Annotated in this window: 19 protein-coding genes; 2 read left to right on the forward strand and 17 right to left on the reverse strand. The window is 41.2% G+C overall.

Annotation, left to right across the window (positions count from 1 at the left end; all coding sequences use genetic code 11):
• Positions 1-16: 16 nt before the first annotated feature.
• Positions 17-1,039 (reverse strand): spore coat protein YsxE, encoded by a 1,023-nt coding sequence (ysxE, locus tag LIT25_19710; protein USK32791.1) that lies wholly within the window; start codon positions 1,037-1,039, stop codon positions 17-19.
• Between the two features lie 142 nt (positions 1,040-1,181).
• Complete coding sequence (spoVID, locus tag LIT25_19715) at positions 1,182-2,204, reverse strand: stage VI sporulation protein D (GenBank protein USK32792.1); 1,023 nt, start codon at positions 2,202-2,204, stop codon at positions 1,182-1,184.
• A gap of 522 nt (positions 2,205-2,726) precedes the next feature.
• Here spoVID and LIT25_19720 point away from each other — a divergent pair.
• Positions 2,727-2,894 carry a hypothetical protein gene (locus LIT25_19720; protein USK32793.1) on the forward strand — a complete coding sequence of 56 codons (168 nt, stop codon included), beginning with the start codon at positions 2,727-2,729 and terminating at the stop codon, positions 2,892-2,894.
• 246 nt (positions 2,895-3,140) lie between these two features.
• Here LIT25_19720 and hemL read toward each other — a convergent pair whose 3' ends face one another.
• The 6 genes from hemL to hemA are packed head-to-tail and all read right to left on the reverse strand — an operon-like array spanning position 3,141 to position 9,400.
• Entirely contained in the window at positions 3,141-4,427 is a 1,287-nt protein-coding gene (gene hemL, locus LIT25_19725; GenBank protein USK32794.1) for a glutamate-1-semialdehyde 2,1-aminomutase, read from the reverse strand.
• 18 nt (positions 4,428-4,445) lie between these two features.
• Positions 4,446-5,426: a porphobilinogen synthase gene (hemB, locus tag LIT25_19730; GenBank protein USK32795.1), complete on the reverse strand. Its 981-nt coding sequence runs from the start codon at positions 5,424-5,426 to the stop codon at positions 4,446-4,448.
• Positions 5,427-5,432: 6 nt separating this feature from the next.
• Positions 5,433-6,218, reverse strand: a complete 786-nt coding sequence (locus tag LIT25_19735; GenBank protein ID USK32796.1) for a uroporphyrinogen-III synthase — start codon at positions 6,216-6,218, stop codon at positions 5,433-5,435.
• Complete coding sequence (gene hemC, locus LIT25_19740; protein ID USK32797.1) at positions 6,218-7,150, reverse strand: hydroxymethylbilane synthase; 933 nt, start codon at positions 7,148-7,150, stop codon at positions 6,218-6,220. Before hemC ends, LIT25_19735 begins: the two co-directional genes overlap by 1 nt.
• Before the next feature lie 42 nt (positions 7,151-7,192).
• A complete protein-coding gene (locus LIT25_19745; GenBank protein ID USK32798.1) occupies positions 7,193-8,026 on the reverse strand; it encodes a cytochrome c biogenesis protein in 834 nt (277 codons plus the stop codon).
• Positions 8,027-8,044: 18 nt separating this feature from the next.
• Positions 8,045-9,400, reverse strand: coding sequence for a glutamyl-tRNA reductase (gene hemA / locus LIT25_19750; GenBank protein USK32799.1), 1,356 nt, complete (start codon positions 9,398-9,400; stop codon positions 8,045-8,047).
• Positions 9,401-9,613: 213 nt separating this feature from the next.
• Between hemA and LIT25_19755 the strand changes: the two genes are divergently transcribed.
• Positions 9,614-10,099 (forward strand): DUF5668 domain-containing protein, encoded by a 486-nt coding sequence (locus LIT25_19755; protein ID USK32800.1) that lies wholly within the window; start codon positions 9,614-9,616, stop codon positions 10,097-10,099.
• A 103-nt stretch (positions 10,100-10,202) separates the two neighbouring features.
• On the opposite strand, the gene yihA is transcribed toward LIT25_19755, so the two are convergent.
• The 9 genes from yihA to leuB all read right to left on the reverse strand — a co-directional run bounded on the left by yihA (position 10,203) and on the right by leuB (position 22,756).
• On the reverse strand, positions 10,203-10,796 hold the full coding sequence (gene yihA / locus LIT25_19760; protein ID USK32801.1) for a ribosome biogenesis GTP-binding protein YihA/YsxC: 594 nt from the start codon (positions 10,794-10,796) through the stop codon (positions 10,203-10,205).
• Complete coding sequence (gene lon / locus LIT25_19765; GenBank protein USK32802.1) at positions 10,793-13,117, reverse strand: endopeptidase La; 2,325 nt, start codon at positions 13,115-13,117, stop codon at positions 10,793-10,795. The genes yihA and lon overlap by 4 nt, the downstream gene beginning before the upstream one ends.
• Positions 13,118-13,433: 316 nt before the next feature.
• Positions 13,434-15,095, reverse strand: coding sequence for an ATP-dependent protease LonB (gene lonB / locus LIT25_19770; GenBank protein USK32803.1), 1,662 nt, complete (start codon positions 15,093-15,095; stop codon positions 13,434-13,436).
• Positions 15,096-15,257: 162 nt separating this feature from the next.
• Entirely contained in the window at positions 15,258-16,523 is a 1,266-nt protein-coding gene (gene clpX / locus LIT25_19775) for an ATP-dependent protease ATP-binding subunit ClpX (protein USK32804.1), read from the reverse strand.
• Positions 16,524-16,949: 426 nt separating this feature from the next.
• On the reverse strand, positions 16,950-18,236 hold the full coding sequence (gene tig, locus LIT25_19780; GenBank protein ID USK32805.1) for a trigger factor: 1,287 nt from the start codon (positions 18,234-18,236) through the stop codon (positions 16,950-16,952).
• A gap of 242 nt (positions 18,237-18,478) precedes the next feature.
• A complete protein-coding gene (locus LIT25_19785; protein ID USK32806.1) occupies positions 18,479-19,489 on the reverse strand; it encodes a tetratricopeptide repeat protein in 1,011 nt (336 codons plus the stop codon).
• 81 nt (positions 19,490-19,570) lie between these two features.
• The gene (leuD, locus tag LIT25_19790; GenBank protein USK32807.1) at positions 19,571-20,167 is read right to left on the reverse strand and encodes a 3-isopropylmalate dehydratase small subunit; all 597 of its coding nucleotides are present in this window, start codon (positions 20,165-20,167) and stop codon (positions 19,571-19,573) included.
• Entirely contained in the window at positions 20,139-21,578 is a 1,440-nt protein-coding gene (gene leuC, locus LIT25_19795; GenBank protein USK32808.1) for a 3-isopropylmalate dehydratase large subunit, read from the reverse strand. Before leuC ends, leuD begins: the two co-directional genes overlap by 29 nt.
• A gap of 65 nt (positions 21,579-21,643) precedes the next feature.
• Positions 21,644-22,756, reverse strand: a complete 1,113-nt coding sequence (gene leuB, locus LIT25_19800; GenBank protein ID USK32809.1) for a 3-isopropylmalate dehydrogenase — start codon at positions 22,754-22,756, stop codon at positions 21,644-21,646.
• Position 22,757 lies beyond the last annotated feature (1 nt).

A 22,757-nucleotide genomic window follows, 5' to 3' on the forward strand; every position in this document is an offset into this window, starting at 1 on the left:
GATGATTGGGATTTTTTTATGATGATTGCTCTGCCTCTATTTTTTTATTCTCTTCAATTTGCGTCACTTTCATAACAAAATATTCAATGTTTTTAAAAGTCCAGTAGGCTTTGGTGAGATCCTGATTCCGTTTGAGCTGAGGGACACTCCGGTTTGACTCATTCATATGTTTTTTCAAATTTCTGTAGATAAAATCCGGGTATGCAAGATAGCAAATGAATAAAAGCATTTCTTCTTCCCGGAACGGAAAATGCTGCTGATACGTATAGAGCCAATCCACACAATCATCATCTGCAAATGGATACGTATGGAACGTACGATGATAGAAGAGAAGCAGATCGTCAATGGGAGATGAGTATCTGGACTGTTCAAAGTTTGTTAAAAATCCAGTACCCTGTTCATCATATAAAAAGTGATGAATGGAAGCTCTCCCATGAATAATAACCTGGCGGGTATCTTCTTTTTCCTTCATCATTTCATACCATTCATCAAGTTTCTTCCGCGCAAAATCAGTCGCTCTTGCTGTTTCAAAATAATAAGTAACCGCCTGCAGTTCAAAAGGGGACAAGTACCATTTTTTTTCGCATTCTTCCACATATTTTTCGTATGCGGCTTTGTTGTCATCCCACTGCTTTGATAACGTATCATAATGAACTTTAAGTGCATCCTGATTCAATTTTTCCGCAGCTGCTGTTTTCTGATGGAACACAGCGAGTTCCCTGAACATGTTTTTATGACGCTCATCTCTCTCCTCTTCAGGTTCATTGTGAAGCCATGGCATGATGTAATACCAGTTTTCTCCATCTGAGGTGAAAAATTGGCGGTGTTTATTTTTGAAGATCGGCACATAGCCGGAAAATCCTTTTTGATGAGCAGTATGAAGTGTTTCAATAAAATGGCCATTTCGGTTTGCTGTGACTCTTTTTAATGCATATGATGCTCCAGAGCTTGCATAGATTTTGGTCAGCTTATCACTGATTGACTCCGCGTACTCGCAAGTTAAATCATATTGGCCGATAACAGGCGCTAGCTTATCCATAATTTCTCTCACCACTCTATAACTCACCTTCCTTTAAGAAGGAATAAGTGAACGATTTTACCCTGTTTTCAGTAAAGAATGACAATTGATTCTTACAAAAAAAACAGCTGAGGAATACTCCTCCCCAAGCTGTCTGTCCATCTTAATGCGTGTTTGCATAAACCGGAATATATAAAGTCTGCCCTTCATGCACATCAGCAGTTGAGCTGAATTGGTTCACCCTGTGCAGCTGCTGCACTGTGATATTATAACGGTCGCATATGCTGTCAATTGTATCTCCCTGCTGAACAATGCAGATTTTCAGTTTTGAAAATTCCTCTTCATCCTCACGGCCAAAAAGCTTTGTTAAATACAGAGAGTTTTCGGTTTCCTTCGGCTGCTCCTGTTTTTTCGCTTCTTCTTTTCGGCTTTTTGGACTTTGTTTAGGCGGTGCTGAGTAAGATTCTTCGAAATCTGCTTCTGCTGGCCTCCCTGCACTATAATGAATTTCAGGCTGTGCGATTTCTTCTTCTATTGCCTGCTTTCTGACTTCTACATCAAAAGGCTGATAAACCTCTTCTTTTTCAGGAGTGTCGCTGATCTCAGCAAGTACAGCATCATAGCTTTCTGAATTTGCTTCCTGAGTCTCCTCTTCATGGAGCAAAGCCTGAGATGAACGGTACAGCGGCTCAAGCTCTTCTTCAGATGAGTGATTATATATGTGCTCTTCCTCTTCCTGAACTTCTTCAAATGAATCCTGACTTGAAATTCCGCTTATTTCTAAATCTGCAACAAGCTTCAGATTTCTGCTTTCAGATAGATCATAATCAAACGATTCAATCGTCACATATACTTCTTCTAAATCTCCAATTCTATTTCTTGGGATCGTAATATCCACTGGGAACCGGTGAACAAGCTGTGATATGCCATCATCCTCCCGGGTTTCAACACTGCTTACAAACCGGAGATTGGCATATTCAAATTCCTCTTCGTTATAATCCTCATCTATTTTGTACTCACCCGTTAACTGCAGTGCACCCCGAATGGAGATGTACTGGTCAAATTCCTGGATGGTGATGTCTGGATCTAATGAGATGGATAACAGCTCACCTACTTCCTGTCCCTTTTGAAACCAAACGGATTCTTCAACAGAAAACCGTAATGATGATTGTTGATCCTGTGACAACTTGAACTCCTCCTTTCAATGGCCTAACCAAATAAGCTATGACATTAAAGGTTTATGTTCCAGATTCAAAGATTATGATTGATTTTTAGAATATGACTTATTTCTATCAGGGGATATTGAATGGTAAAATGTGCATTTATGCTTTCTAAAAGTCAGTGTTTCAACTGAGCGCTGACAGGGAAAATAGTCTGTAACATAAAGGAAGGAGTGATCTGCAATGTCAAAAGATCAAGGTTTAAGCGATAAAATAAAAGGCAAGGTAAAACAGGCCAAGGGTGAAGATCTTTTCAGAGGGGATAAACCTACATTTCTTCCTTGAGCAATGGATTTATAGGATTTTTCCCCTTCTAAGTACTCTAAAACTGCATTTGATTTTTCGTCTATCGTATATTTAGTCAAAAAAACTGCACCTTCAATTGTTAGATGTTGTCTAACAATTGGGGTGCAGTTCAGCCAAAGACAGTTCTCTTTTTTATTTTATGAGATACCTGCTATACTAGAGGAAAAAACAGAGGAGATTCTATGAAACCCTTATTTTTTATTATTATTGCTTTGATCTTTTTAATTCAAATCCCTTTATGGTTTAATATTGTCGATGACTGGCTGATGGCTGTAGTCGGCTTAATCGGTCTCGCCATTATTTTTTCAAGCAAGTGGTTAAGCCGGAAATCCGGTTATAAAGAGAAATAAAAACAAACACCTGCACATTTTCTTAACGGTTCACTTGTGAGGTGCAAAAAGTAAGTTAGCAAGTAAATTTTGCTATCATTCATAAAAAATGGCTCGGAGTTTATCTCCAAGCCAATGTGATTTACTATGAGAGTTTGAAATCAAATTAAAAATGCACACTTCATTTCATATTTGAAATGAAGTGTGCATTTTTAATTTATTTCACTTCTTAGCAAACACTTTGTCTTCTTCAGAGGTTTCACTTACTTACTTTAATTTAGAAAAAGCTTTCTCTGCGGCATCAATGGTTTTATTCAAATCTTCATCTGTATGGGCTGTAGATAAGAATAGACCTTCAAATTGAGAAGGCGGAAGGAAGACACCTTCATTTGCCATTTCCTGGTAGAATTTCGAGAAAAAGTCTAAATTGGATGTTTTCGCAGTCTCAAAATTTGTTACTTTTTCATTTGTAAAGAAGAAACCGATCATTGAGCCGGCTCTGTTGAATGTGATAGGAATATCATGCTTTTTCGCTGCAGCCTTTAAGCCTTCTTCGAGTATATCTGCTTTGCGGCCAAATTCTTTATAAGAATCTGGTGTCAGCTGTTTTAAAGTTGCATATCCTGCAGTCATAGCAAGCGGATTTCCGGATAAGGTTCCTGCCTGATAAATTGGTCCGCTTGGAGCTATCTGCTTCATAATGTCTGCACGCCCGCCGTACGCTCCAACAGGCAATCCTCCGCCAATGACTTTTCCGAGACATGTAATATCAGGAGTTACACCGAAGTAGCCCTGTGCACAGCCATAATCAACACGGAAACCCGTCATCACTTCATCAAAAATAAGCAAAGATCCATATTGAGTTGTGATTTCTCTCAGGTTTTCCAAGAATCCTGGAAGCGGCGGCACGACTCCCATATTTCCTGCTACAGGTTCGACAATCACACCTGCAATATCGTCTCCGAATTGTTCAAATGCGTATTTGACGCTTTCTAAATCATTGTAAGGAACCGTAATCGTGTTTTTCGCAATCCCCTCCGGCACCCCGGGACTGTCTGGCAGACCAAGTGTTGCAACACCTGACCCTGCTTTGATTAATAAAGAATCACCATGCCCGTGGTAGCAGCCTTCAAATTTAAGAATTTTGTTTCGGCCGGTAAAACCGCGTGCAAGGCGCAATGCACTCATTGTGGCTTCTGTTCCTGAGCTTACCATGCGAATCACTTCAATTGAAGGGACGCGGTCGATTACAAGCTTTGCCAGTTCATTTTCGATTAATGTAGGAGCACCGAAGCTTGTGCCGGATTCCGTCACCTTTTTTATCGCTTCAACCACTTCATCATTTGTATGACCTAAAATAAGCGGTCCCCATGATAAAACATAATCAATATATTCGTTTTTATCGATATCATAAATCTTGGAGCCTTTTCCGCGTTCCATGAAGATAGGATCCATCGCAACCGATTTAAATGCGCGCACCGGGCTGTTTACACCGCCTGGCATTAATCCTTGCGCTTCTTTAAATGCCTGCTTTGATTTTTCATAATTGCGCATAAGAATTCTCCCTTACGATTAGTGTTGTTCCATAAGCCAGCGGGCAGCATCTTTTGCGTGATACGTCAAAATCATATCAACGCCCGCGCGTTTCATGCTGATCATCATTTCCATCACGATCGCTTTTTCATCAATCCAGCCGTTTTGTGCAGCCGCTTTGATCATGGCATATTCTCCGCTTACGTTATAAGCAACGATTGGAACATTGAAGTTGTTTTTTACATCACGGATGATATCAAGATACGATAAAGCAGGCTTTACAATTAAGAAGTCTGCGCCTTCCAGTAAATCGGATTCCGCTTCTCTGAGAGCTTCCATGCGGTTAGCAGGATCCATTTGGTACGTTTTGCGATCGCCAAATTGCGGTGTACTGTGAGCAGCATCGCGGAATGGGCCATAAAAGGCACTTGAATACTTGATTCCATATGACATAACCGGCACATCTTCAAAGCCTGCTTCGTCTAATCCGAGGCGGATTGCCGCAACAAAACCATCCATCATGTTAGATGGTGCGATAATGTCAGCTCCTGCTTTTGCCTGGCTTACGGCTGTACGTGCAAGCAGATCTAGTGTGGGGTCATTTAATATTTTGCCTTCTTTGACAATGCCGCAATGCCCGTGGTCAGTGAACTGACATAAACATGTATCGGCGATGACAACCAAATCGGGGAAGTTTTCTTTAATTTGAGTAATCGCTCTCTGAACAATCCCTTGATCATGATAGGCTTGTGAACCGACCTCGTCCTTTTCATCAGGCACACCAAACACGATAACCGATTTAATGCCCAGATCAGATACTTCCAGCATTTCTGCATTCAAATAATCAAGTGAAATCTGTTCAACGCCCGGCATTGTTTTTACTTCATTTCTCTTCTTTTCTCCCTCTACTACAAAGATTGGATAGATGAAGTCTTCAGCATGCAAGTGAGTTTCACGGACAATTGATCTCATGCTGCTTGTGGTGCGGAGTCTGCGGTGTCTTGTAAATTGAAGATCCATAGGTATTCATTTCCTTTCAGATTGAATATGAGTTTTCATTCTATTTATCATGGCATCGATTGTGTATATATTACAAACAATCCCCTTAAATCCGTAATTGGACAGGGTCTGGTGCGTGATTGGTCCGATGCTTACCAAAGTAACCCCAGATAGCAGCGAATCCAGATCCTTGTTTTTCATTACTTTCATAAAAGCATCTACGGTTGATGAGCTTGTAAATGTGATATAATCGAGCTCATTTTGCTTCAGTAAACGCTCGATTGTTTGTCCATCTTTTATATTATGTATTGTTTCATACAGCGCGGCATCTGTCACGGAGAAGCCCTTCTGAGTAAGCTTCCTGATTAATATATCACGGGCCAGATTTCCCCTGAACAGAAAAATATGCTGTGCGGTACTAGTCTTAGCTGCAATTTCCTCTGCTAATTGCTCTGCCACATATTCTTTTGGAATGATGGTGACCGGGAAGCCTCTGTCTTCTATTAATTTCTTTGTTTTTCTGCCGACTGCGGCAAAGGTGCATTCTGATAATTTGCTTATATGTATTTTATGTTCTGTCAGAAAGTCAAAAAAGTAAGCAACTCCATTTGTGCTTGTAAAAACAAGACAGTCCTTTGGTCTAATGCTGTCTATGATCTCATGGATTTGCTTTACATTCTTTGCCTTTTCAAAACGGATAAGCGGGGCAACAATGGGAACTCCGCCTGCCTTTATAATTTTCTCGGCAAATGTGGTCGCCTGTGTATGCTCTCTCGTAATTAAAATTTTCTTCCCGGAGAGGTCAGGAGCCATTATAGATCAAGCTCCTCTTTCACTCGGTCAATCAGGCCTTTTGCCCCCTGCCGGATCAGGCGGTCTGATACTTCTTTGCCGATAGCCTCTGGATCTTTTCCAACGATTCTTTCTTTATAAATCTCTTTTCCATCAGGTGAGGCAATTAACGCAGTAAGAGAGATTTCGTTATCAAAAGCAACTGTAGCATAGCCTGCAATCGGAACCTGACATCCGCCTTCCATGACGTGGAGGAATGTTCTCTCTGCCTGAACAGCGAGCTTTGTTGCTTCATCCATAAAATGAGACAAGAGTTCAAGCAGTTCGTGATCATCTTCTCTGCATTCAATTGAAAGTGCACCTTGCCCAACTGCTGGTACACAATCATTTGCATCTAAGAATTCTGTTACAACATCCTGACTCCATCCCATTCTGGCCAAACCAGCTGCAGCTAAAATGATAGCGTCATATTCTTCATGCTGAAGCTTTGCCAGACGAGTATCAATATTTCCCCGAATCCACTTAATCTCAAGATCCGGTCTCATCGCAAGCAGCTGTGCGCTTCTTCTTAAACTGCTCGTACCAACAATTGCGCCGTCAGGAAGCTCTGAAAGTTTTACATGGTTTTTTGAAATGAACGCATCTCTTGGATCCTCACGGAAAGGAATGCAGCCGATTGTCAGCCCGTCTGGTAATACAGCGGGCATATCTTTCATGCTATGTACAGCCATATCAATTTCCCCGTCAAGCATGGCTTGCTCAATTTCTTTGACAAAAAGACCTTTTCCGCCAACCTTTGACAGCGTCACATCTAATATCTGATCGCCCTTTGTCACAATTTCACGCACTTCAAAATCAAAAGGCAGCCCTATGTTTTTTAACTGATCGATCACCCAGTTCGTTTGAGTTAAAGCCAATTTGCTGCGTCTAGAACCTACAATTATTTTGCGCATAATGAGTACCTCCAAATTTCAGCCTGATGTATGGTGCATTTATTATGAATCCCATATATGAAACCGGGATAAACTTCCAAATAAAAAGAAATTAATCAATAAAATTAAAAAGGATGCTGCATTCAAGTAAGCAACCTGCTTACCCTGCCACTCTTTCACAATGCGGCTGTATAAGTAAAAACTATAAACGAGAAGCATCATAAAGGATCCAAGCACTTTTGCATCGTACCAGTGAAAATTTGGAAGTTTTAAATATGCCCAAATAACCCCTAGAATTAAACTTAATAACAGCATCGGTACTCCAATGACATTTAATACATATGACATATGATCAAGCTTTGCCAAATCGTCGATTCTCAGTAATTGCTTGCCCCACTTCTTCTTTTTAAGCAGGTTGAATTGAATCAAGTAAAGCAGCGAAAAAACGAATGACAGCGTGAATGCGCCATATGAGAGAATCGCCATCGTAATATGAATAAACAGCAGTTCAGAGATCAACTGCCCAGAAACTGCCGCCGATTCATACTGTGAAGGAGCAAATGTATGAATAGAGAGCATAATAAACCCTAAAACATTTGTAAAAAAGATAATAAAATCTACTCTCAAAAAACGGTTTAATACAACTGATAGTGTAACTAGCACCCACGAATAAAAGTACAAGCCTTCAGAAATATTTAATATTGGAAATCTTCCGGATGTAAACATTTGATAAAACAAAAAAATTGTTTGCAGCAGCCAAACAATAGAAAGCAACCCGAAGGCAATCTTGTTTGCCTTCCGGTTGTTATGAATAAAATCTATGAAAAAAAAGAGAACGCTAAACGCATATATAATAATGATTAATTCATTGATTCTTGTTAAACTCATCTCTGGCATAAATCAAATTCCTCTCACTTACGATTGAAGTGAAGCTTTTGCTTGATCAAATCGTGATCTTGAGCTGCTTAAAGAAATTGAGTTTTCTTGTCGTTTTTGCTCTTCTACCGCTTCTTCAATATCAAAGATTTTCATGAAGAGATCAAGCGTGTGATCTGCATCAGGAGCTGAAGACAATTCTTTCACCTTCAAGATTGGATCACGGAGCATTTGATTGATGATGCTTTTTGTGTGCTTGTTTAAAAGTTTTAATTCACGTTCAGTCAGGTTTGGCATTTTCCGTTCAAGGCTTTGCATTGTTTCTGCCTGTATACCAAGAGCTTTTTGTCGAAGAGCGGAAATGACTGGGACAACGCCAAGAGTGCTGAGCCACTGTTTAAAGGCAACAATTTCACCTTCAACCATAATTCCTATCTCTTCAGCTGCTTTTTGTCTTTCTTGAAGATTAGCATCCACAATTCCCTGCAGGTCATCAATATCATATAAGAAGACACTTTCAAGCTCATCCAGTCCCGGATCAAGATCACGGGGCACCGCAATGTCAACCATGAACAATGGTTTGCCTTTTCTAATCTTTTCCACTCCGGCCATCATGTCTTTTGTAACAACAAAATCTTTTGAGCCTGTTGAGCTGATTAAAATATCTGCTTCTACTAGAGCAGATTGCAATTCGCTCATGCTTTTCGCACTGCCGCTGAATTTCATCGCCAGATTCTCCGCTTTTTCAAGTGTACGGTTCATGACTGTCACTTTGCGCACACCGCTTCCGTGAAGATTCTGCACAGCGAGCTCTCCCATTTTGCCTGCACCGAGAATAAGAACATGCTTATTAGATATATCACCAAAGATTTTCTTTGCAAGCTCAACTGCTGCATAGCTGACAGAAACGGCATTTGCACCGATATCTGTTTCTGAATGTGCCTTTTTGGCAAGAGTAATGGCTTGTTTAAATAGGTGCTGAAAAACCGTTCCAATTGTGTCTTCCGTTTGCCCAAGCAAGAAGCTTGACCGGACTTGTCCAAGAATCTGGGTTTCACCAAGAACCATAGAATCGAGTCCGCACGAAACGCTGAATAAATGATCGATTGCTCCATCATTTTCATACATAGTTAAAAAAGGTGAAAAAGAATCTTTGTCGATTCCAAACCACTCTGATAAAAATGCTTTAATATAATAACGGCCAGTATGAAGCTGGTCCACAACGGTATAAATTTCTGTCCGATTACAAGTCGAAACAATGATATTCTCTAAGATGCTCTTTTTGTCTTTCAGAGCTTTCATCGCATCTCCGAGCTCATTCGGGTTAAACGTTAGTTTTTCGCGAATTTCGACAGGGGCAGTTTTATAATTTAAGCCAACAACTAAAATATGCATGATCCTATACACCCCACATACAAGAATACTATTACCATTATACCATGACCTGCATTTTTCTCTTTTTTTAAATGTGAACAGTTCTTGAAAGCTTGTTCGTCTATGGTATGATACTATTTAAAAGCAAAAGCTATTACATATTCGTCCACTTTGAACAATACCAAAAAAAGTGCTTACAATCAAGGAAATCGTTCTATTTAGAGGTGAAAATCAATGAAAAAATCGACAAATTTCTCTGCTCTCGCCCTGCTTGCTATCGGATTTTACTACTCTCTGCAAACCTTTCAAATCGAGCTGTTTGAAAACCAGCAGTCCTGGCAAACATTGCTCATCCTGTTTGGGCTGGTGTTTCTGATTAGCGGTCACTTCGATCAAGATGACAGCGCCATCCTGCCCGGCATACTCTTACTGGGACTCGGGATTCATTTTCATAGCATTGAACGTTTTCCAAATTGGCCCGAGCACGCACCTGCCATTACCTTAATAATCGGACTCGGCATGCTGCTGCGGGCAGCAAAAACCAAATCAGGCTATTTTCAAGGATTCATTTTACTCCTGCTCGCCGTTTTTCTCCACTCATTTGACTCGATTATAAACGGGCTCGGCTGGGTAGAACAAGGGATGCAGGTCATCCAGAAATTTTGGCCTGTCCTGCTAATTCTTGGAGGTTTTTACTTATTATTTATTAAAAGAAAGTAAATTATGTAAGACCAGGAATTTAAATGATGAACTCCCAGCCGCAGCCCCGCGGCTGGTTTTCTTTTCCCCTATAAAAAGAACCAGCCGCGGGGCTGGTTCCATCTTATTTCTTTAAATTTGTATAATGCTCAATTGCAGACCACGCTTCTACTTTACCCTGTCCAGTTTCTGAAGAGAAGCAAATCAGCGGATCATTTGGGTCCTTATCAAGTGTTTCTCTTACAACTTTCATATGCTTTTGCCATTTGCCTTTAGGAATTTTATCGGCTTTAGTGGCAACTACAATTGTCGGGATATCATGGTGCTTGAGAAACTCGTACATCATGACGTCATCTTTTGACGGTGCATGGCGAAGGTCTACAAGTAAAACTGCCGCACAAAGCTGTCTGCGCTTTGTGAAATACGTTTCAATCATTTTCCCCCATGCATCCCGCTCCGATTTAGAAACTTTTGCATAGCCATAGCCCGGCACATCGACAAAATGAAGCACTTCATTAATAATATAGAAATTTAAGGTTTGGGTTTTGCCTGGCTTGGATGACGTCCGCGCCAGGTTTTTCCGGTTCAGCAATTTATTGATAAACGACGATTTTCCTACGTTTGATCGTCCGGCAAGAGCAATTTCGGGCAAATCCAGATCTGGATATTGCTCGGGCTTTACTGCACTAATGACAATCTCGGAACTTGTTACTTTCATTCATTCTCTCCTACTAACGCATGCTGCAGCACTTCATCCAAATGTGATACAGGCACAAATGTTAAATCATTGCGGACACTCTCAGGGATATCTTCAATATCCTTTTCGTTGTCTTTTGGCATAATGATTTTTGTTAATCCTGCCCGGTGCGCACTCAGCGTTTTTTCTTTTAATCCGCCGATTGGCAGAACTCTTCCTCTTAATGTGATTTCTCCGGTCATGCCGACTTCTTTTCTTACTGGTCTTCCTGTCAGAGCTGAAACCAGCGCTGTGGCCATGGTAATTCCTGCTGAAGGACCATCTTTTGGCACGGCGCCTTCTGGAACATGAATATGAATGTCATGTTTTTCATGGAAATTCTCATCAATATTCAGCTCTTTTGCCCGTGAGCGAATAAAGCTGAACGCAGCCTGAGCCGATTCTTTCATGACATCGCCAAGTTTTCCGGTTAAAATCAGCTTGCCTTTTCCAGGTGATAAAGAAACTTCAATTGAGAGCGTGTCCCCGCCTACTGTGGTATAGGCTAGGCCTGTTGCAACTCCGATTTGATCTTCTAGTTCGGCCTGACCGTATCGGAACTTGTTCTTTCCTAAATAATCAGCAAGATTTTTATCTGTAATAATAATTTTCTTGCGTTCTTCTGAAACAATTTGTTTGGCAGCTTTTCGGCAGATCGCTGCAAGCTGTCTCTCAAGACTTCTGACACCTGCTTCACGGGTATGGTAACGAACAATATTTTGTAAGGCTGACTCGCGGATCTGCAGGTGTGATCTTTTCAATCCATGATCTTTAAGCTGTTTAGGCAGAAGATGATCCTTGGCAATATGGATTTTTTCAATTTCCGTGTATCCTGCAATCGTGATGATCTCCATCCGGTCACGCAGTGGTCCAGGAATTGTTGACAAGTTATTGGCGGTCGCAATAAACATGACTTTAGATAAATCATAGGTCTCTTCAATATAATGATCACTGAACGTATGATTTTGTTCAGGGTCAAGCACCTCGAGCAATGCAGAAGAAGGATCTCCTCTGAAATCATTGGACATTTTATCTATTTCATCCAGTAAAAAAACCGGATTAATGGTTCCTGCTTTTTTCATGCCCTGAATAATGCGTCCAGGCATTGCACCGACATATGTTCGGCGGTGACCGCGGATTTCAGATTCATCTCTTACTCCTCCAAGCGAGATTCGGACAAAGTTCCTGTCTAAAGATTTAGCAACCGAACGTGCAAGAGATGTTTTCCCTACTCCTGGAGGTCCTGATAAGCATAAAATCGGTCCTTTAAGAGAGTTTGTCAGTTTTTGTACAGCGAGGTATTCAAGCACACGGTCTTTTACTTTTTCAAGCCCGTAGTGATCTTCGTCCAAAATCGTTTCAGCACGTTTTAAATCAAGACGGTCAACAGTTGCATTAGACCACGGCAGTGAGATAAGCCATTCCAGATAATTGCGTACGACAGAACTCTCAGCTGAGGTTGACGGTACTTTTTCATAGCGTTCCAGTTCTTTCAAAGCAGTAAGTTTGACATGATCCGGCATGCCGGCATTCTCAATCTTTTCGCTCAGAATATCCACTTCACCTGTTTTGCCTTCTTTATCGCCAAGTTCTTTTTGAATGGCCTTCATTTGTTCGCGGAGATAATATTCCTTCTGCGTTCGCTCCATTGACCGTTTCACGCGCTGGCCGATTTTCTTTTCAAGCTGAAGTACTTCTTTTTCATTGTGAATGATTTCAATGACACGGTTTAACCGCTCTTTGATATCAAGAGTTTCAAGCACTTCCTGTTTTTCTTTCAATTTAAGCGGCAGGTGGGATGCGATTATGTCTGCCATTCTGCCTGGCTCATCAATATCTGTAACGGTTGAAAGGGTTTCGCCGGATATTTTCTTTGAAAGTTTTATGTATTGATCAAAGTGATCGAGCAGCGTTCTCATGAGCGCTTCATCTTCAGCGTCTTTTTCTGTGCTCTCTTCTAAGGAGTCGGCACCTACTGCAAAGTAGTCACCCTCATCTACATATTTTGTGATTTTCCCCCGCTGCATGCCTTCTACAAGGACTCGAATTGTTCCATTAGGCAGTTTCAGCATTTGTTTAATTTTCGTTAATGTTCCTACTTGAAAGATATCGTCTTCGGTTGGTTCATCAATTGAAATATCACGTTGAGTTGTTAAAAAGATTATATGATCATCCATCATCGCTTTCTCAAGCGCCTGTACGGATTTTTCGCGTCCTACATCAAGGTGAAGTACCATTGTCGGGTACACTAACAATCCTCTAAGAGGTAGGAGGGGGACGATTTTCTCTTCTTTTTTCGCCAACTTTCATACACCTCCATGACTATAGTATCAATCATTATAATATAATGAGTTCATTCTTGTACAATTCTAGCTCATCGGCAAAACCGTGTACCTTATGTAGTATACCCTTTCCGCGTTCAGAAGACTAAAGAAATTACTTCCTTGTGATAAAAAAGCGTAATCATCCGTTTAGTGCAGGCAGACAGATAAGAATCCGGCAGAAAAGTCCGGGTTTGACTTTTTTTCCAGATTTGTTCTGGTCGAGGAGTTGGGCGATGGAGCTGGATAATAATGAGCAAAATTCTTTACTTCATATATCACTTAAAAAACCCCGAGATTACCCGAGGTCTTGTTTTATTAATGATGTAATCGGCGCAGGCACTTCAGTTGGAGGATTAAGCAGCGCTGCATCGAACACTTCCTGCAAATTCGTAACCGGGATGATATGTATGCCTTCAACCGTTTTTAATATCGATTGCATATTCTCAGCTGGAATAATGACTGTTTTCGCACCTGCAAGCTTAGCTGCTTTAATCTTCGGCACAACCCCGCCAATCGGTTTTACGCTGCCATGAATGCTGATCTCTCCTGTCATGGCTACAGTATGATCGACTGGAATTTTGTGTATAGCCGAAAAAATGCCTGTTGCCATCGCAATTCCCGCTGAAGGTCCGTCTACAGGTATGCCTCCAGGGAAGTTTACATGGATATCATAATCATCTGCTTTTATGCCCATTGACCGCAAGACAGTTATGACATTTTCAATTGAACCTTTAGCCATGCTTTTTCTTCTGACCGATTTGCCTCTGTCTCCGATGCTCTCTTCTTCCACAATACCTGTGATATTAATGCTGCCTTTATCTTTGGCATGAATGACCGTTACTTCTATTTCAAGCAGGGAACCTGAATTCGGACCATGAACAGCAAGTCCATTGACGAGACCGACTTTTGCATCCGCATAGATCTTTTTATCATATCTCGGTGTAAGCTGACTTGAACTTACCACCCATTCAATATCCTGCATCGTGATTTCTGTTCGGTCTTCTGTCATCGCCATGCCTGCTGCGATTTGCATCATGTTGACAACCTCGCGTCCGTTTCTAACATATGAAGTTAATGTTGCTATGCTCGGCTCGCTTACTTTCATATTTACTTTGACTGCTGCTTTCCTTGCTACAACCGCAAGCTCAGCCTGCTCCAAATCTCTGAAGAAGACTTCCAGACACCGTGAGCGGATTGCAGGAGGAATTTCGTTTGGCGTTCTGGTCGTTGCCCCAATTAAACGAAAATCTGCCGGCAGTCCGTTTTGAAAAATATCATGAATGTGGTTTGGAATCTGTGTATTCTCTTCGCTATAATAGGCACTTTCTAAAAAGACTTTACGGTCTTCTAAAACCTTCAGCAGTTTGTTCATCTGTATCGGATGCAGTTCACCTATTTCATCTATGAAAAGTACGCCTCCGTGCGCATTCGTCACAGCACCCTGCTTGGGCTGGGGAATACCCGCCTGGCCCATCGCACCTGCCCCCTGATAAATAGGATCATGTACAGAACCAATAAGAGGATCTGCAATTCCTCTTTCATCAAACCGAGCTGTTGTTGCATCTAATTCAATAAAAACCGCTGCAGGTTTAAATGGTGACTTCATATTTCTTTTCGCTTCCTCAAGCACAAGTCTTGCAGCCGCAGTCTTGCCCACTCCTGGAGGACCGTATATGATTACATGCTGAGGATTGGGTCCGCATAAGGCTGCTTTAAGCGCCTTGATTCCGTCTTCTTGGCCTACAATATCTGAAAAGCTTTTAGGGCGAACTCTTTCTGCCAGAGGCTCCGATAATTTAATCGATCTCATCTTTTTTAATTGCTCCATCTCTTTCCGTGATTCGCGGTCGATTGATATCTTTTGTGTACGCTGATTTTTTAATAAGTTCCAAAAGTACAAGCCAATAATGACCCCGAAAAACAGTTGCACAAATAATGCAATTCCAGTCCAGCTCATAGTGGTCCCTCCTACTGCGATGTCATGTTTATAAGCTAGTATCTCCGAGGGTGTTGCGGAATAAACGTGATTATCCTAACTATAATTACGATATTAATGTATAAAAAAAGCAGTCTTTCAAATTTAAAAAGCCTTGCGGATAATCCCGCAAGGCTTTCAATATTAAGCAGAAGTTTTCGTATCTTCTTCAATAACTGTGCCGTCAGTCAGTACCAGCTTAGGCGGTACTTTATCTGTGACTGTTTCAGCAGTAATGATGCATTTCGTAATATCATCGCGTGATGGAAGCTCAAACATGACTTCAAGCATGAGTCCTTCAATAATAGAACGAAGTCCGCGCGCCCCTGTTTTGCGTTCAATTGCTTTTTTAGAAATTTCCATCAGCGCATTCTCTTCAAATTCAAGTTCTACGCCATCTAAATCAAGCATTTTTTGATATTGCTTTACAAGAGCATTCTTCGGTTTTGTCAGTATTTCAATCAGTGCTTCTTCATCTAATGGCTGAAGGCTTGCAATAATCGGCAGACGGCCAATGAATTCCGGAATAAGTCCGAAACGCAGAAGATCTTCCGGAAGCACTTTTGAAAGAAGCATTTTTTGGTCAAGCTCATCATCTTTTTTGTCAGAGCCGAAGCCAATAACCTTTTGGCCTAAACGGCGCTTAACAATTTGCTCGATGCCGTCAAAGGCTCCGCCGCAAATAAACAAGATGTTTGTAGTATCAATTTGAATGAATTCTTGATGAGGGTGTTTGCGTCCGCCCTGCGGAGGAACACTTGCAACCGTACCTTCAAGAATTTTAAGAAGTGCCTGCTGCACACCTTCACCTGAAACATCACGTGTAATCGACGGATTTTCAGACTTGCGGGCAACTTTATCAATTTCATCGATGTAAATAATGCCTTTTTCAGCTTTTTCTACATCATAATCAGCAGCTTGGATTAATTTTAAAAGAATGTTTTCAACATCTTCCCCAACATATCCAGCTTCCGTTAAAGATGTAGCATCAGCAATAGCAAAAGGAACATTCAAAATGCGGGCTAATGTTTGAGCAAGGAGCGTTTTTCCGCTTCCTGTCGGCCCAATCATCGCGATGTTACTCTTTGATAACTCTACTTCATCAATCTTGCTGTTGGAATTAATGCGTTTGTAGTGGTTATAAACAGCTACAGCAAGGCTCTTTTTCGCTTGTTCCTGCCCAATGACATATTCGTCTAATATTTCGCGAATTTCTTTCGGCTTAGGAACATCTTTAAATTCAACTTCTTCTTCTGTTCCCAGTTCTTCTTCAACGATCTCTGTGCATAATTCAATGCACTCGTCACATATATAGACACCTGGTCCAGCAACTAATTTACGAACCTGGTCTTGAGTTTTACCGCAAAACGAACACTTCAGCTGACCCTTTTCGTCATTAAATTTAAACATGTTTTCACCCCTTATATCTTTGTATCATCAAAGTACCCATACATCTTCATCTATAGGAGAAGCTGCTCTGGATGGATTATCTTTCTTATTCCTAAGTATAAAGGTAATGGGAATGAATATCACGCAACTTACCTTAACCGCTGGTCCGAAGCGGTTAAAGTCTGAAAAATTGGTATGTATTGCATTGTACCATAAGTATGTAGAGTACAGGAAATAAAACCACTCTGCCTGTGCAGATTAGAGTGTTTGTATATATAATTCGCTCTTTGGCTTCAAAATCCTTGCTCCCGCAAAAAAATGAATCTTTTTCTTAACCATATATGTATGTAGCATCCGGTAATTATATAGTACCCAATGCAATTAAAAATAAATCTATTTTGCAAAACAAGGCACGAATCATTTCGCGCCTTGTTTCTTTCCTATTTATTATGCAGCTTCTTTGCTGTTTTCAACAAGGAAGTCGACTGCTTTGCGCACTTTAAGATCTTCTTTTAATCCTTCTAAAGATCCAAGAGCTTGCTTGATGTTTTCAACAGGCATGTTGTACAATTCAGCCATTTTAGCAATCTCAGCATCTACTTCTTCATCAGTAACTTCGATGTTTTCTGCTTTAACAATTGCTTCAAGAGTCAAATTGTACTTCACGCGTTTAGAAGCATCTTCTTTCATTTGCTCTTTTAATGCATCTTCATCTTGACCAGAGAATTGGAAGTATAACTCAAGATTCATGCCTTGTGCTTGAAGACGCTGTTCGAACTCCTGCATCATGCGGTTAACTTCGTTTTCGATCAATACTTGAGGGATATCAACTTCTGCATTGTCAGAAGCTTTGTCTACAAGTGAGTCACGAAGTGTGTTTTCCGCTTCCGCTTTTCTAGTTTCTTCCAGGCGGGTTCTTGTTTTAGCTTTTAAAGCTTCTAGACTTTCCACTTCTTCATCTACGTCTTTAGCAAATTCATCATCTAAAGCAGGAAGTTCTTTTGCTTTGATTTCATGAAGCTTCACTTTGAAAGTTGCCGGCTTTCCAGCAAGGTTTTCAGCGTGGTATTCTTCAGGGAATGTTACTTCAACGTCTTTTTCTCCGCCAGCCTCGAGGCCTACAAGCTGATCTTCAAAGCCAGGAATGAAAGAGCCAGAACCGATTTCAAGTGTATAGTTTTCAGCTGTGCCGCCTTCGAATGCTTCGCCGTCGACGAATCCTTCGAAATCGATTACGACTGTATCGCCATTTTCAACAGCGCCTTCTTCTTTAACAACAAGTTCAGCATGACGCTCCTGCAATGTTTTAATTTCAGCATCCACATCTTCTTCAGATACTTCTGCATTCATTTTTTCTACTTCAAGGCCTTTGTATTCGCCTAATTTCACTTCTGGTTTCACAACAACTTTAGCAGTGAAAATTAAATTTTTGCCTTTTTCGATTTGTTCAACATCGATTTCAGGACGGTCGATTGGATCGATGCCAGCTTCTTCAACTGCTTGAGGATATACTTCAGGAAGAATGATATCTAAAGCATCTTGATAAAGTGACTCTACGCCAAAACGCTGTTCGAACATTCCGCGTGGTACTTTACCTTTGCGGAATCCTGGAATATTTACTTGCTTTGATACTTTTTTGAATGCTTCATCAAGGGCTTTGCTGAACGTTTCCGCATCAACTTCTACTGTCAGAACGCCTTGATTACCCTCTAACTTTTCCCATTTTGCAGACATATGTTTCCCTCCAAAAAATCTATTGAAATAGTGACATAATCTAGGTTAGGTTTGGCAAAGTATGCCTTGTCCATTTTAAACAAGTGCTTCCTTTGTTATACCCCTATGTAGATGATTTACTAAATCGGCCAGTGTAGTGTATGATGTCTGCGCGCATAAGGATACATTCCCTTTTATACGGCTGATCATCATTTTACAACCATTTTATTATAACATAGAAAAAATTCCTTTCAACATTTACGTTAGATTTGCAAATAAGAAATTTCTTCTATTTCATAAATTTTTCTTGCTGCTTCAATAAGCCTATTTTCTTTTACTTCATATAAATAGCTGACTTCTTCTGCAGGCGCTGCAATGCCGTGCATTTCATAGCCGGCATAATGAAGAGCAGCTGCCCACAGCCTCGCTTCGGCAGGTTCAGGCAAAAATGGAAATAACACATACAAATGACGGATCCATACTTCTTTTACTGCTTCAAACAGAGCAGGATTCTCCTGACCAAGAATATCATCCAGCACATTCAGGACTTTCTTGGTAAAAGGAAGCTCTGTTAGGTCTTCAAGCTCTGCAGGAATCATCGACATCGTTTTGCCGAACTTAACAATTTTCACTTCTTTTGCCACCTCATTCTCCATAAGCAAATGAAGAATCATTGATTGAACAACAGGATGGCTTCCTGCATTCTTTAAGATAGATTGAAGCTGCTGCATGTGTCTTGATACATTGCGGTCTTTTAAGGATTGAACATAGGCCACCTGCTGATTTATCGTATCAAGCAAATTTCTCGGTTCTGTATAGCTTTCATCTTCCTCGTCATCATCAATCGGAAAATCTTCGTCCTCCGTCATCTTCCGGCTGAAATCAAGAAGCTTGTAAAAATGCTCGGCCTGATCGTGAGGCAGGTGATTTTCCTGAAGCACAGCCTCTATCGTCTGCTGCACCTCGCTGTATTGTCTAAGCTGAATAAGGACCGTCAAATAAACCTGCAGCACGGTAAAATAGTCTCCGATATCTTCGTGGAGCATTTTTCGGCAAACGGACTTTGCTTCTTCAAGCTCTCCAAGCTCCATCAGGCATAATGCGATTCCGAGATGAATTTCAGCCCTTTCCTCTCCAAGCTCCAGCACTTCATAAAAGAGGGAGAGTGCTTCTTTAAACTGTTTATTTTTCAGCGCTTCCAATCCTTTATCAACTAAACGCTCGCTTAAGTTAGGAAAGGGAATAACTTTTCTCTGTTTTTTTCCATCCATCATTATAGGATCATCTCCGGCTTGCTATTTGCCTACAAGTGTACCAATGGACGGTTTAGAAAACAAGAAAAGAAGAGCCCGGATTTACGGCATCCAGACTCTTCTTGATTTTTCATAATCCGCAATCTGTTCTTCATACATGAAAGTAAGTGAAATTTCATCATGTCCGTTCAGCAGCATATCTTTCCAGTATGGATCGACCGTAAACGTATAAAGAACCGTTTCTCCATCGCGAATTTCTTGCTTTTCAAGGTCAATCGTGCACTCAAATTGAGGATTTGAGTTCTTCTCCATTAACTGCTGATGAAAATGTTCTTCTACTCTAATAGGAAGCAATCCATTTTTCAGGCAATTTTGATGAAAAATGTCTGCAAAAGATGGAGCAATGATGACTTTGAATCCATAATCCCCAAGTGCCCAAGGAGCATGCTCTCTGGATGATCCGCAGCCGAAATTCTCTCCTGCAACTAAGATGCTTGCACCTGCTGCTTCAGGCTTATTCAGTTCGAATTCAGGATTTTCTGTGCCGTCATTTAAATATCTCCAGTCAAAAAAAGCAAATCTCCCATATCCGGTCCGTTCAATCCTTTTTAAGAACTGCTTCGGAATAATCTGATCTGTATCGACATTCGACCTGTTTAAAACAGCAAGTTTACCTTTGTGCACTTGAAATGCTTCCACTTGCAATCCCTCCCGTAAGTTCTCTGACATCTACAAATCTGCCGTAAATCGCTGCCGCTGCAGCCATGGCCGGACTGACAAGATGTGTTCTGGCCCCTTTTCCCTGTCGTCCCTCAAAATTTCGATTTGACGTTGAAGCACAACGTTTCCCTTCAGGCACAATATCATCATTCATGCTTAAACACATACTGCAGCCTGATTCACGCCATTCAAATCCTGCGTTAATAAAAATATGATGAAGGCCTTCTTCTTCTGCCTGAAGCTTTACTTTTTGAGAACCGGGAACGACGATCGCTCTTACAGATGGATTTACCTGTCTATCCAGAATAACATCTGCAGCCTGACGCAGATCTGTTATTCTAGAATTTGTGCAGGATCCGATAAACACATAATCTATTTCAATATCCTGTACCCTGGTATCTGGTTCAAGCCCCATATAGAAATAAGCTCTCTCCGCTTCCTGCTTCTCTTCAACCTTATTGAACATGCTTGTGTTCGGCACTTTTTGATCAACAGCTACAGCCATGCCTGGATTCGTTCCCCAAGTAACCATTGGAGATATATCGGCAGCTTCAATGGCGATTTTATCGTCATATTCTGCCCCTGGATCACTCTTCAGGTTTTGCCAATAGGCAATTGCCTCCTTCAAGTCTTCTCCCTTTGGTGCAAATTGCCTGCCTTCAATATATGCAAATGTTGTTTCATCCGGAGCAATGAGTCCTGCACGCGCTCCCGCTTCAATTGACATATTGCAGACAGTCATCCGTTCGTCCATGGACATCTTTTCAATCGCTTCACCTGTGAATTCAATGACATATCCAGTTCCAAAGCGCACCCCGAAAGAACCGATTATATATAAAATAACATCTTTTGCTGTTACCCCTTTTTTCAAGGAGCCGTTTATATGGATGTTTAATGTTTTCGGTTTTTGCTGCCACAGCGTTTGTGTTGCCAGCACATGTTCTACTTCGCTGGTTCCTATTCCAAATGCCAGGGCCCCAAAGGCGCCATGTGTAGATGTATGACTGTCTCCGCAAACAATTGTTTTACCAGGCAGCGTAAGTCCAAGCTCAGGTCCGATTACATGCACAATTCCCTGATCTGTACTACCCAGGTCAGCAAGCCTGATTCCAAATTCACGGCAATTGGCCTCAAGTGCGCTTACCTGAAGTTTTGCAACTTCATCTTTAATCTCAAATCGGTTAACCGTTGGAATATTATGATCCATGGTAGCGAACGTATTTTCAGGCTTTCTTACCTTTCTTCCGTTCTGTCTTAAACCTTCAAACGCCTGTGGGGAGGTGACCTCATGAATCAGATGCAGATCTATATACAGAAGATCTGGCTGATCATCTTTCCGGCAGACAACATGATCATCCCATATTTTTTCTACTATTGTTCTGGCTTTCAAATGAATACCCCCTTTAAAGTTTAAAAGATTGGCGCTTTTCATATAGATGAAAAGCGCCGAAAAAGTTATGCATAAGCTTCCATAATGTTAAAAATGGCATGATCATCCGCTAGTGCTGCTTTAATTTCTTCAACAAGCTTGGTAGTAGAAAGCGGTGTTTCTCCTTTTCTTGTTAAATCGGCCGTTCTTTTGCCTGAATCCAGTACATGTTTGACAGCATTTTCGATCACTTCCGCCTCTTCTTCCATTTGGAAGGAGTGTCTCAGCATCATAGCTGCTGATAAAATCATGGCGACAGGATTTGCTTTGTCTTCACCCGCAATATCAGGAGCAGAGCCATGAACGGGCTCATAAAGATGGAGTCCTGTTGCACTCAAGCTAGCTGATGGCAGCATACCAAGGGATCCTGTAAGCATGGAAGCCTCGTCGCTTAAAATATCACCAAACATATTTTCCGTTACAATCACATCAAATTGTTTTGGATTATGAATAAGCGCCATCGCTGCATGATCGACAAGCATATGCTGAAGCTCTACATCAGGGAATTTCATTGCAACTTTTTCAGCAACTTCCCTCCACATTCGGCTTGATTCTAAAACATTCGCTTTATCAACAGAAGTCACTTTCTTTTTCCTTCCCTGTGCAAGCTGAAAAGCTCTTTCAATAATGCGTTCCATTTCATCCCGCTTATAAAACAGAGTATCCACTACCGTGTGCTCCCCGTTTTTCACATTCCGTTCGCTCGGTTTTCCAAAATACAGGCCGCCTGTTAATTCTCTGACAATCATGAAGTCGACGCCTTCCACATACTCCCGTTTAAGCGGAGAGGAATCGAGCAGGCTTTCAACTGTTTCAACAGGCCGGAGATTCGCGTACAAATCAAGCTCCTTCCGAAGAGCAAGCAGCCCTTTTTCAGGTCTTAAATGAGACGGATTCTTATCCCATTTCGGCCCTCCTACTGAACCAAGCAGAACTGCATCAGATTCTCTGCACATTTGCAGCGTTTCCTGCGGAAGCGGAGAATTCATTTCATCGATCGCCGCTCCTCCAATCATTCCATATTGAAAATGAAAACGATGATAGTAATGTTCTTCTATCGCTTTTAAAATTTCCACAGCACCATCCATAACTTCTTTTCCAATACCGTCGCCCGGCAATAATGCAATTTTCTTCTCCATT

Origin of the sequence: Bacillus sp. F19, assembly GCA_023823795.1 — a bacterium.
In the GTDB taxonomy this organism is placed as follows: domain Bacteria; phylum Bacillota; class Bacilli; order Bacillales; family Bacillaceae; genus Bacillus_P.